General features: G+C 36.5%; 12 protein-coding genes and 1 riboswitch. All 12 genes read left to right on the top strand.

Annotated features, from left to right (window positions below):
- Positions 1–2: 2 nt before the first annotated feature.
- The 12 genes from DZB84_RS11580 (at position 3) to DZB84_RS11525 (ending at position 11,539) form a co-directional block, all read left to right on the top strand.
- Positions 3–602, top strand: a complete 600-nt coding sequence (locus DZB84_RS11580; RefSeq protein WP_116352421.1) for a nucleoside recognition domain-containing protein — start codon at positions 3–5, stop codon at positions 600–602.
- A complete protein-coding gene (locus DZB84_RS11575; RefSeq protein ID WP_116352420.1) occupies positions 599–1,132 on the top strand; it encodes a spore maturation protein in 534 nt (177 codons plus the stop codon). Before DZB84_RS11580 ends, DZB84_RS11575 begins: the two co-directional genes overlap by 4 nt.
- A 129-nt stretch (positions 1,133–1,261) precedes the next feature.
- Entirely contained in the window at positions 1,262–1,996 is a 735-nt protein-coding gene (gene rluB / locus DZB84_RS11570) for a 23S rRNA pseudouridine(2605) synthase RluB (protein WP_116352419.1), read from the top strand.
- Between the two features lie 131 nt (positions 1,997–2,127).
- The gene (resA, locus tag DZB84_RS11565) at positions 2,128–2,658 is read left to right on the top strand and encodes a thiol-disulfide oxidoreductase ResA (protein ID WP_116352418.1); all 531 of its coding nucleotides are present in this window, start codon (positions 2,128–2,130) and stop codon (positions 2,656–2,658) included.
- Positions 2,659–2,671: 13 nt separating this feature from the next.
- A complete protein-coding gene (gene resB, locus DZB84_RS11560; RefSeq protein WP_116352417.1) occupies positions 2,672–4,333 on the top strand; it encodes a cytochrome c biogenesis protein ResB in 1,662 nt (553 codons plus the stop codon).
- A 2-nt stretch (positions 4,334–4,335) separates the two neighbouring features.
- Positions 4,336–5,508, top strand: coding sequence for a c-type cytochrome biogenesis protein CcsB (gene ccsB, locus DZB84_RS11555; protein ID WP_116352416.1), 1,173 nt, complete (start codon positions 4,336–4,338; stop codon positions 5,506–5,508).
- Positions 5,509–5,696: 188 nt separating this feature from the next.
- Positions 5,697–6,413 (top strand): response regulator transcription factor, encoded by a 717-nt coding sequence (locus tag DZB84_RS11550; protein WP_116352415.1) that lies wholly within the window; start codon positions 5,697–5,699, stop codon positions 6,411–6,413.
- On the top strand, positions 6,410–8,194 hold the full coding sequence (locus DZB84_RS11545) for an ATP-binding protein (RefSeq protein ID WP_116352414.1): 1,785 nt from the start codon (positions 6,410–6,412) through the stop codon (positions 8,192–8,194). The genes DZB84_RS11550 and DZB84_RS11545 overlap by 4 nt, the downstream gene beginning before the upstream one ends.
- A gap of 179 nt (positions 8,195–8,373) precedes the next feature.
- Positions 8,374–8,596: riboswitch (cobalamin riboswitch) on the top strand.
- Positions 8,597–8,752: 156 nt separating this feature from the next.
- Positions 8,753–9,172: a DUF4430 domain-containing protein gene (locus DZB84_RS11540; protein ID WP_116352413.1), complete on the top strand. Its 420-nt coding sequence runs from the start codon at positions 8,753–8,755 to the stop codon at positions 9,170–9,172.
- The gene (locus DZB84_RS11535) at positions 9,163–9,675 is read left to right on the top strand and encodes an ECF transporter S component (RefSeq protein WP_223254427.1); all 513 of its coding nucleotides are present in this window, start codon (positions 9,163–9,165) and stop codon (positions 9,673–9,675) included. Before DZB84_RS11540 ends, DZB84_RS11535 begins: the two co-directional genes overlap by 10 nt.
- A gap of 111 nt (positions 9,676–9,786) precedes the next feature.
- Complete coding sequence (gene sigX, locus DZB84_RS11530; RefSeq protein ID WP_116352411.1) at positions 9,787–10,338, top strand: RNA polymerase sigma factor SigX; 552 nt, start codon at positions 9,787–9,789, stop codon at positions 10,336–10,338.
- A complete protein-coding gene (locus DZB84_RS11525; protein ID WP_116352410.1) occupies positions 10,310–11,539 on the top strand; it encodes a hypothetical protein in 1,230 nt (409 codons plus the stop codon). The genes sigX and DZB84_RS11525 overlap by 29 nt, the downstream gene beginning before the upstream one ends.
- Positions 11,540–11,653: the final 114 nt, after the last annotated feature.

The following is an 11,653-nucleotide window of genomic DNA, read 5'->3' as shown; positions in this document are numbered from 1 at the left end:
CGATGGTAAATATTATATGGGTAGCTATGACAATTATCGGGATTATCTTTGCAATCGTAAACGGAACGATGGACGAGGTAAATGAAGCAATTTTTAAGGGAGCTTCAGAAGCAGTCACTATTTGTATAGGCTTAATAAGTGTGCTTGTTTTCTGGTTAGGACTGATGAGAATTGCACAAGAGGCAGGCTTATTAGAAAAACTGTCCAAATTATTTCGACCTCTTGTTAGTCGCTTGTTTCCTGAGGTGCCAGTCGACCATCCGGCAATGGGGTATATGCTTTCAAACATGATTGCGAATATGTTTGGACTTGGCAATGCTGCTACACCAATGGGAATTAAAGCGATGGAGCAACTAAGAGTGCTAAATGGCGGGAAAACCTCCGCAAGTCGCTCAATGGTTACTTTTCTAGCAATTAATACAGCAAGTGTAACGCTTGTTCCTACTACAGTCATTGCAATTAGGATGACCTATGAATCTACAAACCCAACTGATATAGTAGGTCCAACTCTTATCGTAACCTTAATTTCAGCAATTGGTGCGGTATTAATTGACCGTTATTTTTATCATCGAAGAGTGAAGAAGGGTGGCGTTGAAAAATGAACCTCATTAACACCATTTCACTCTGGCTAATCCCAGTAATCATTGGATTTATTCTCTTATATGGAACTGCAAAACGAATTCCAACTTATGAAACATTTGTAGAAGGTGGTAAGGAAGGAATAAAAATTGCCTTTTCAATTATGCCATTTTTAATAGGAATGTTAGTTTCGATTTCAATTTTCAGGGCATCCGGTGCAATGGATTTCTTCATTAATCTTATTAGACCAGGATTGGAATTCGTTGGATTCCCGGCAGAAATTGCCCCGTTGGCTTTAATAAGGACGCTGTCTGGAACAGCTGCCTTAGGCATGACCACAGATTTAATTGCCACATATGGACCTGACTCCTTTATTGGTAGACTTGCATCCATCATGCAAGGAAGCACTGACACTACCCTTTATGTACTGACCGTCTATTTCGGAGCAGTCGGAATTAAAAAAATGGGTGATGCCCTGAAGGTCGGTCTATTAGCGGATTTACTAGGGATAATTGTTAGTGTCGTTGTAGTTACTTTCATATTTGGAACATAAAACACGTAATTATCGCGTGTTTTTCTTTTTTGAGTTTTTTAGGAAACTTCTCGAATGGACATACTAAAGAATGTTTTTATCTTGTACAAATACTAAGAAACAAGTAAGATGTTTAAGGGGTGAGCATAGATGGAACGTCTACAAAAAGTAATTGCACATGCAGGTGTAGCTTCAAGGAGAAAAGCCGAGGAGCTCATAATTGCAGGCCAAGTTAAGGTAAATGGAAAAGTTGTGAAGGAGCTAGGGATTAAGGTTAGCTCAAATGATAAAATTGAGGTAAGCGGCATTCCATTAGAAAGGGAAGAGCCTGTTTATTTTTTATTTTATAAACCACGTTCAGTGATTTCGAGTGTGAGCGATGATAAAGGGAGAAAGGTTGTAACGGACTTCTTTCCAGAAATTAGAGAACGTATTTATCCAGTTGGAAGACTAGATTACGACACATCTGGATTGCTGTTGTTAACGAATGATGGTGAGTTTGCAAATCTCCTCATGCATCCAAAATATGAGATTGAGAAGGTATACGTGGCAAAGATTAAGGGTATTCCACCTAAGGAAAAACTACGTCAATTAGAAAGAGGCATTAAGCTAGAGGATGGGATGACTGCCCCTGCTAGAGTTAAGCTTATTTCAATGGATAAGCGTAAACGAACGTCTATTATCGAGATTAGCATTCATGAGGGAAGAAATCGACAGGTGAAAAGAATGTTTGAAGCGATTGGACATCAAGTAATGAAGTTGAAAAGAGAAAGATTTGGCTTTTTAACTCTTCAAGGTCTACATACTGGTGAGTTCAGAGAATTGCTTCCACACGAGGTTAAGCAATTAAGAGCTTTAGCCAGCACGAAGGATAATCGGTTGTAGATTTTAAAGCTTACCAATAATGATTCTCAATTGTCACATAACCTTCAAAATGTTTGCAATGTCATAATATTAGAAAGTGCTATAATGGCAAAGAAAGTACATATTTAATCTTATACAAAGGGAGATCTTAAATGGATAAGAAAAAGCGACGATTAGTTATTCGTACGATCATATTGTTACTTCTCGCCGCTGCGCTCGTTTATACATTGTATATCAATTTCTTTACGAGTAAGGAAAAGGTTGCAGTTGGGGATATGGCACCTGATTTTGTCGTTACAGACTTGAATGGGAACGAACACCATTTGTCAGAGTATAGAGGAGAAAAAGGTGTGTTTTTAAACTTCTGGGGAACATGGTGTGAACCATGTCAAAGGGAATTCCCATATATTGATACTTACTATCAGGAATATAAGGATCAAGGAGTTGAGGTAATCGCCATCAATGTTGGTGAACCTAAATTCAGTGTTAATAACTTTATCAAAAAATACGATTTATCATTTCCTGTTGCTATCGATAAGGGAAACCAGTTGCTAAATGCCTATGGAATTGACCCATTGCCAACAACTTTGTTGATTGATAAAGACGGAGAAGTTGTTAAGATAATTACTGGTGAGATGACTAGCAAAATGGTACGAGATTATATGGAGCAAATAAAGCCATAGGGAGTTATTTTTTATGGAAAATGTTAAATGTGAATGTGGGCATGTGAACCCACATGGGACAATTTTTTGTGAGGCTTGTGGAAAACCTGTTCAAAGTGAAGAAATAAACCAGGATGATAAAGAGAAAAAGAAACTACTTGATATGAGGTATGAAGGTAGCGCAAGACGCTCTCAAACCTATAATAAAACCATTGTTGATAAAATTTGGAACTTCTTTTCTTCGGTGAAAGTAGGAATTTGGATCATCGTTGTACTTTTAATTGCTTCAGCACTTGGGACGATTTATCCTCAGGAATTATACATACCGCCAACCATGACGCCGGCTGAGTTCTATGAACAAGAATATGGAATAACCGGAAGATTATATTATCAATTAGGTTTCCATAACCTTTATGGATCATGGTGGTATATGATTCTGATCGCAATGCTCGGTATTTCCTTAATTATTTGTAGTATCGACCGTGTAGTGCCTCTATATAAAGCATTGAAAAAGCAAGGTGTTACACGCCATGAAAGCTTCTTAAAAAGACAGCGTGTATACGGTAAAAACACGGTTGAAAATGTAGATGACGACTTTGAAACTGTTAAGCAAAAATTAAAAAAGAAACATTATTCTGTCCGTGAAGAAAATGGAAACATCTTAGCAGAAAAGGGTCGTTTCTCAAGATGGGGACCATATGTTAACCATTGTGGACTGATTATCTTTCTAATTGGTGCGATGCTTCGCTTTGTACCTGGAATGTATGTAGATGAGGTACTTTGGATTCGCGAAGGTGAAACCGCAAGTGTTCCAGGAACTCATGGAAAATATTATTTAGAGAGCGAACGTTTTATTGTAGAAGTTTACGAGAAAGGTAAAGAAAAAGAAGTTTTTGACAATGCGATTGAGCTTGCAGGGAATGGAATGGTAGTTAAGAATTATCAAACAGATGTTACGTTATATGAACGTACGGATGAGATCATCCCTGGAGTTGAACCAGAGTTAAAAAAAGTTAAATCTCATGAAATTCGCGTGAATGAGCCATTAAAACATGATCATTATGCATTCTATCAAGTTGATTATAAACTAAACGAATTTAGTACAATGTCTTTTGACATGATTGACAAAGGAACGAATGAAGATTTTGGAACAATCACGATTAATTTGAGAGACCCACAGGAAAAATATGATTTAGGAAATGGGTATTCAATTGAGCTGGCAAGCTACTTTCCTGATTTCTATTTTAATGATAAAGGCGAACCTGCTACTAAAACAAAGATTCCTAATAACCCGGCATTTGTATTTAAAATGTATGCTCCAGATAAACCTGAAGGAGAAATTAGCTTTGTTGCGATTCAGCAAAATATAGAACCTATGGGTGATAATAAATACAAGATGGCTTTTGCTGGAATCGAAATGAAGAACGTCTCTGGCTTAACAGTTAGAAGGGATTTTACTCTATGGATCCTTGCTGTTGGAGGAGCGATCTTTATGATCGGAGTTATTCAGGGTTCATACTGGCATCATCGTCGTATCTGGATTCAACGGAAAAATAACGAGGTTATCGTTGCAGGACATACAAATAAAAACTGGTTTGGCCTGAAAAATGAGATACGTTATGTTCTAGCAGACACTGGAATCTCGGAACCTATAGATCAAGTTGATGCAAAAAATAAGGAAAATAAGGAGGGGTAAAAATGGCTGAATTAAGTTCAAATCTTCTATTTGCTGCTTTTATTCTCTATCTTGTAGCAACCTTTGTCTTTGGTGGCGCAATTAGAGACAAGAAAAGCACAAATGGGTATAACCGCTGGTCTCAGCTCGGAATTATTATCACCATTATTGGATTTGCTGCGCAAGTAGGCTATTTTTTTACTCGGTGGATTGCAGCAGGACATGCGCCTGTAAGTAATTTATTTGAATTTATCACGTTTTTTGGAATGATGTTAGTTCTTGCGTTCATCATCATTTACTTTATATATAAAACAAGCATATTAGGTCTTTTTACTCTACCAATTGCATTATTAGTAATTGCATATGGTAGTATGTTTACAAGGGAAATCTCTCCTTTAATTCCGGCTTTGCAAAGTCATTGGCTTCAAATTCATGTTACGACAGCTGCGTTAGGTCAAGCTATTCTTTCTATTAGCTTCGTAGCAGGAATCCTTTATCTGTTAAAGGTTGTTGATCAAACTGTAAGAAGTAAGAAAACATTTTGGCTTGAATTTATTATGTATGTACTTGTTGTTGTTGTAGGCTTCGTAGCAATTACAACTGCTTTTGGAACAATGAAATATGAATCCGTTTTTTCATGGGTAGATAAAGAAGGCATAAATGCCGAAATGGTGTTTAAGTTACCCGCATTGGTCGTACCTAATGAAGGTGAATTATTAACAGACGGAAAGTTTTCAAGTGGTATTGAATTACCTGCATTATTAAGTGCTAGAAAAGTAAACACTCTTCTTTGGTCAATTATTTCAGGTTCGATTCTGTACGGATTAATCCGATTAATTTTACGTAAACGAATTGGTGCGGCTTTACAACCATTAACTAGAAAATTAAATTTAGATTTAGTAGATGAAATTGGGTACCGATCAGTTGCGATCGGATTTCCAATCTTTACTCTAGGAGCGTTAATTTTTGCAATGATTTGGGCACAAATTGCCTGGACGCGTTTCTGGGGCTGGGATCCAAAAGAAGTATGGGCACTTATCACATGGCTCTTTTATGCAGCATTCTTACACTTAAGACTTTCAAAAGGCTGGCATGGAGAAAAATCTGCTTGGCTTGCGGTCGTTGGATTCTTCATTATTATGTTTAATACGATTTTTGTAAACCTAGTTATTGCTGGTTTACATTCATACGCATAACAAATAAAAAGTCTTCATCATCAGATGAAGGCTTTTTACGTATAAAGCCTCTTTTTGTGTCAGAATTTCGACTTTTCGACAGGTTTTGAAGACTAGTGTGATATATGTTATAGCAAATTATGAAAATTTTATGTACGATAGAGATGTATAGAAATATTCTTTCTGAAAGAAAATGGAGGAATAACAAAATGGAAAAAGAAGCAAAAATTTTAATAGTCGATGATGAAGAGAGAATTCGTCGTTTACTTAAAATGTATTTAGAGAGAGAAAATTATGTGATAGAAGAAGCTGACAATGGAGATGTTGCCTTAGAAAAGGCATTAAAAAACGAATATGACCTAATTTTATTAGATCTCATGATGCCAGGAAAAGACGGTATTGAAGTATGTCGGGAGTTGCGAGAAAAGAAATCAACTCCAATCATTATGCTAACTGCAAAAGGCGAAGAAGTGAACCGCGTTCAAGGATTTGAAGTTGGAACAGATGATTATATCGTAAAACCTTTTAGTCCGAGAGAGGTTGTTTTACGTGTGAAAGCTTTATTAAGAAGAGCTTCTCTTACAACCTACTTAGAAACCGAAACAACCGCCAAGGATGTAATCGTATTCCCGCATCTAACAATTGATAATGACGCACATCGTGTCACTGCAGACGGAAAAGAGGTAGGGTTAACACCTAAGGAATATGAACTATTATGTTTCCTAGCAAAATCACCTGACAAAGTATTTGACCGTGAGCAGCTATTAAAGGAAGTATGGCACTACGAATTCTTTGGTGACTTACGTACGGTAGATACTCATGTTAAGCGTTTGCGTGAAAAATTAAATAAAGTGTCTCAGGATGCTGCAAAAATGATTGTCACTGTATGGGGTGTTGGTTATAAATTTGAGGTTGGCCAGGAATGAAATTTTGGCGAAGTGTTGTAGGGAAACTATGGGCAACCATTCTTTTATTGTTTTCCTTTGTACTATTTGTTTTAACCGTATTATTCATGGAGTACTTCGAAAATTATCATATTCAAGAAGCAGAACGAAATTTAACCCAACTAGCAGCAAATATCGCAGTTATAATGGAACAACATGAGGATAAAGATATTGCCCGAAACCTTGCATGGGAGCTTGTGAATGACGAAACAAAGGTCATAATTGTAGCAGATGAAAACACATATTGGGTATCACCCGATCGGAAATCACTCGCAAACATCCCTGTTAGCCTATTAATAGAGGATCCGGATCTTAAACTCGTTATTTCAAAGGATCTAAACAAGAGTAAAAAGCTGATTCTTCCAGAAACGGATAATGTAAATAATCAAAATCGAGAGTTATTTGTTGTTGGGGCCCCACTCCATATCGAAAATGATCAGAAGGGTGCGGTGTTTCTTTATCAATCATTAGATGTTGTGCAACAGACAACCCAACATACAACTCAATTTATTATTTTAGCAGCGGGCATAGGTATTGTTCTTACGACTGTTTTTGCGTTTTTCTTATTGACTCGAATAACAGCGCCTTTACGTAAAATGAGGGAGGCTGCTACTGAAGTTGCGAAAGGAAAATTCGATACGAAGGTTCCTATTCTTACTCATGACGAAATTGGTGCTTTAGGATTGGCGCTTAACCAAATGGGAAGGCAATTAAAATACAATATGAATGCTCTTAATCAAGAAAAGGAGCAGCTTGCAAGTATATTAAATAGTATGGCAGATGGTGTCATCACGTTAAATCGGGATGGAACGATTTTAGTTACAAATCCACCTGCCGAACGCTTCCTTCAGGCTTGGTACTATCAACAAGGGATGTATCAGGATGTTGGTGAGGAGCTTCCGCCAGAAGTTAAAGATCTCTTTCAACGTGCGGTTTCTTTCGAAAAGGAGCAATTTATTGAAATAAGTCTTCAAGGCAGAACCTGGGTTATTTTGATGAGTCCACTCTATAATCAAACATATATTAGGGGGGCAGTTGCGGTACTTCGTGATATGACAGAAGAGAGACGATTGGATAAACTTCGCGAGGACTTTATCGCAAATGTTTCACACGAATTAAGAACACCGATCGCTATGCTACAGGGTTATAGTGAAGCGATTATGGATGATATCGCAAGCTCTGAAGAAGAGAGGAAAGAAATTACCAAGGTTATATACGATGAGTCACTGCGTATGGGCCGACTTGTTAACGAACTATTGGACATAGCGAGGATGCAATCAGGTCATATTACCTTGAATAAAGAAAATGTTGACTTTGATTCCTTTATCAATCGAGTGATTCGAAAATTCCAAGGCTTAGCTAAGGATAATTTTATAACTTTAACTGCAACAAAAGAAGAAGATATCGGTGAAATTTACATGGACCCTGATCGTATTGAGCAGGTATTTACAAATTTAATTGATAACGCGATAAGACATACCGATGAAAATGGTAGGGTCGAGGTACATGTAACAGGACAAGAAACATCCATTAAAGTGGATATCAGGGATACAGGGTCTGGAATTCCTGAAGAAGATCTACCGTTTGTATTTGAACGTTTTTATAAGGCGGATAAAGCAAGAACGAGAGGAAAATCAGGGACAGGTTTAGGACTTGCAATCGTAAAAAATATTATCGGTGCTCACAATGGAAATATTTCTGTCCATAGTAAGCTTGGGGAAGGAACAACTTTTACATTCATTATTCCTCGAAAAAGTGAGTAATATGAAAGATTGTGACGAAGATTCTTGTTCCATAAGAAACATTTTCCTTGTAATCGAAATATCCTTCTAGTAATATAAAGAAGTTAATAAAAATTTAATAAGAAATCAGAATTATAGGTGTCTGAGAATGATGTTATCGTTCTTAAATAATGCTTAAAAAAGAGGATGAAAAGGACCAAGAAGAATTTCGATGTGTCTTTTTCACTGGACTTTTTTACATCAACTCAAAGACTTAAAAGGGAATCTGGTGTGAATCCAGAACTGCCCCCGCAACTGTAAAAGTGGACGAAATGAGAAGAACCACTGTATGAATGGATGGCTGTCAAATGCTGTTCATCATATGGGAAGGGCTCAGAGTAGAAAGAAGCTAAAGTCAGTAGACCTGCCTAATTCGATCGTCTTTAATTCTTCGGGGTGTAGGAATTAACAATAAAGCTTTATGCTTTTTTGTATTTTTCCATATAATTAACAAAGCTCACCCGATGTGGTGAGCTTTTTCTTTTGGTATTTCGTGCTTAGCACATATATAAACTATCTAACACAAAGGGGAGCTAGAAAATGAAAAAAATATTATTTGCATTACTATCATTGGGATTATTATTTGGATGTAGCAATGAACAATCCACGAACGATTCTACAAACAATAACAATGCATCAGAAACAGTTAAAAAAGAAGAAAAAGCTGAAATCGTAACTGTCGTGATCTCGAAAAACAACGGAGAAGAAATCATCAAAGAAAAAGAACTCGAAATTGAGGAAGGAAAAGAAACGACTTTAATGGATATAATGCTAGAAAACTTTGAAATCGAAGCTGATGATGCTGGTTTTATTAGTAGCATTAGTGGAGTTGCAGCAAATAATGAAGAGAAAACCTATTGGCATATTTCCGTAAATGGTGAGGATGCAATGGTAGGAGCAAAAGATATCAAAGTAGAGCCAGAAGATAAGTTTGAATTCGATTTACAAACATGGGAATAATGAATTTATCTGTTAAAAACCTAACGTTCTTATCAATGTTAATCGCATTATCGGTTGTTGGGCGAATTATGTTTACATTCCTCCCAAATGTTCAACCAACGACTGCCATTATCATCATAGCAAGCTTGTTTTTAGGACCAATTTATGGAGTAATTGTTGCTGTATTAAGCTCGGTATTATCCAACCTTGTGATGGGGATGGGCTTATGGACAGTTGGGCAAATCTTTGCATGGGGGATCATTGGTTTAATAAGTGGAGCATTACGTAAATATCGTGACCGAATACCGGTTGCAGTCCTAGTTATTTATGCAGTGTTTTGTGGTTTTCTCTATGGACTTGTAATTTCAATACCCCTTTATTTGTTCTCCGGTAAGTTTTTTGCTTATTACATAGCCGGACTACCTTTTGACATGAGTCATGCAATCGGGAACGGAGTGTTTTTTCTTATCCTGTACCCCATTTTAAGACTATTATTCTTAAAAAATGTAACAATCGCAAAGTAAGGAAGAATATTTCCAAAATATTCTTCCTTTTTTTATGAAAACATACTATATTGGGAGTGTAACTTTTTTAAATAACATTCGACTAATGAAATGAACGGGAGGATTTGCAAAATGGATTCCTTATTTGAGGAACTATATGAAAAGTATCATCACGATGTCTTCTCCTTCTTATTTTATATGGTAAAAAATCGTGAACTGGCTGAAGATCTCGTTCAGGAAGTTTATATAAGAGTTTTAAAATCATATGATAGATTCGAAGGAAAAAGTAGTGAAAAGACATGGCTATTTTCAATTGCAAGACATGTTGCGATTGATTCATTTCGAAAACAAAAAGGCTGGAAACAAAGAATTATGGATTCCTTTGATTGGAGCCGCCAAGAGGTAAAAGATTTTGCTCCACTTCCAGAAGAAATAGCCTTACAAAATGAGCAAGTACAGATGATGTACCGGTGTTTAGAACGCTGTACGACTGATCAACGTATGGTCTTAATTTTACGTTATATTCAATCTCTTTCGATTGCTGAGACCGCTGAAGCTCTAGGATGGACAGAAAGTAAGGTAAAAACAACCCAACATAGAGCACTTAAGGTTTTAAAGACATATATGGAAGAATCCGGTATAAAGGAGGGTGTAGATGATGAAAAAATCAGAGTGGAACGATGAACAACTAGAGCAGATGCTATCGCAAATGCCAAGAGTCAAAGACAATCGAAAACCACAAGAAATTTATCAAAATATAACCCTTAAAATGAATAAGCAAAAGAAAAAGGTTTGGATGGTTCCTACTATTGCATCTGTGGCAGCAGCGCTTCTGTTATTCATCTTAGCTCCTTCTTTCATAGATAATATGAATAGTTCAAGCTCCGACTCTGCTGAAATGGCGCGAGAAAAAAGCAGTATTGCGATGGAGAATAAAGAAGAAACTTCAAATGATGAATCATTCAGCACTTTACAAGAAGCTGACGAGTCAAAACCAGATGATGAGGTGGAGATTTTTTCTTCAGAGGAACAACCTATCCAGAACTATGCAGTAAATAGTGTAGGAGAAAATCAAGTACTATTAACATATGGGGTATATTTAGGTGGTGTCATGTTTCCTACCATCGTATCAATAGTAGTTGAATCAGATGGTCAGGATGTTGTAGAACAATGGCAAAAGAACATTCCACAGGTAAATGAATTTATTCGTCAAAATGCGGGATGGGGCATTGATGGGATACCAGAGTCCTATTTTACGGATTTTTCAGAAGTTGAAACGAAGGATTCTGCAAAAGCCGTAAGGGTAGATGTGAATAACACAGTTCATACAGAGTCATTCTCATCTGCTCAAAGAGTAGAGTTTTTACAAGCAATTAATTCTTTCCGCTATCTGTTAGAAGATTATCAACATGTTGAACTTTTTCAAAATAATCAACAAGGTATTATGATTGGGGAGACCGGTACTACTGAAAATAATATCGATCTCGAAAAAGATACGAAAAAAGCCTATTTATATTTTTTGAATGAGGAATCCGGTAAAAAGCTATTAGCCTTAACTTACGAAGACTTCAAGACCGTTAAGCAGGCGCTGGAAGCTATGAAAAACGATAAAGATCAAGGCGATTATAAACTTTATCCAACCATCATATCTGAAATAAAGGATATTAATGAAGATGGCTCTAATTTAGAGGTTCATTTCAGTGACGATGCAGTTTTAGAAAACACAGATAATTATATCTTAATGTTAGATGCAATCATGCTAACGGCAAAGGAATTTAACTTTAATAAGGTTACATTTTACGGAAATATCGATCAAATTGGAAATGTACGCTTTGGGGAACCCACACCAGTTCCATTAGCACCAAATCCATTACCAATACAATAAAGAGGCACATAGTTGTCTCTTTTTTTGTGTCTCAAAAAATATACATGCATTTATTTACATAATTTAAGAAAATTTTTCAAATAATGAAAGGGTGTTAATCTTCATAGCACGAAT

Source organism: Bacillus sp. HNG, assembly GCF_003400205.1.
Lineage (GTDB): Bacteria > Bacillota > Bacilli > Bacillales > Bacillaceae_L > Ferdinandcohnia.
This window is presented reverse-complemented; position numbering and strand designations above follow the sequence as displayed.

What these genes read in the sequence shown, in the direction of transcription:
- DZB84_RS11580 (WP_116352421.1), top strand. Translation starts at nt 3, where the DNA reads ATGGTAAATATTATATGGGTAGCTATGACAATTATCGGGATTATCTTT.
- DZB84_RS11575 (WP_116352420.1), top strand. Translation starts at nt 599, where the DNA reads ATGAACCTCATTAACACCATTTCACTCTGGCTAATCCCAGTAATCATT.
- rluB (WP_116352419.1), top strand. Translation starts at nt 1,262, where the DNA reads ATGGAACGTCTACAAAAAGTAATTGCACATGCAGGTGTAGCTTCAAGG.
- resA (WP_116352418.1), top strand. Translation starts at nt 2,128, where the DNA reads ATGGATAAGAAAAAGCGACGATTAGTTATTCGTACGATCATATTGTTA.
- resB (WP_116352417.1), top strand. Translation starts at nt 2,672, where the DNA reads ATGGAAAATGTTAAATGTGAATGTGGGCATGTGAACCCACATGGGACA.
- ccsB (WP_116352416.1), top strand. Translation starts at nt 4,336, where the DNA reads ATGGCTGAATTAAGTTCAAATCTTCTATTTGCTGCTTTTATTCTCTAT.
- DZB84_RS11550 (WP_116352415.1), top strand. Translation starts at nt 5,697, where the DNA reads ATGGAAAAAGAAGCAAAAATTTTAATAGTCGATGATGAAGAGAGAATT.
- DZB84_RS11545 (WP_116352414.1), top strand. Translation starts at nt 6,410, where the DNA reads ATGAAATTTTGGCGAAGTGTTGTAGGGAAACTATGGGCAACCATTCTT.
- DZB84_RS11540 (WP_116352413.1), top strand. Translation starts at nt 8,753, where the DNA reads ATGAAAAAAATATTATTTGCATTACTATCATTGGGATTATTATTTGGA.
- DZB84_RS11535 (WP_223254427.1), top strand. Translation starts at nt 9,163, where the DNA reads ATGGGAATAATGAATTTATCTGTTAAAAACCTAACGTTCTTATCAATG.
- sigX (WP_116352411.1), top strand. Translation starts at nt 9,787, where the DNA reads ATGGATTCCTTATTTGAGGAACTATATGAAAAGTATCATCACGATGTC.
- DZB84_RS11525 (WP_116352410.1), top strand. Translation starts at nt 10,310, where the DNA reads ATGATGAAAAAATCAGAGTGGAACGATGAACAACTAGAGCAGATGCTA.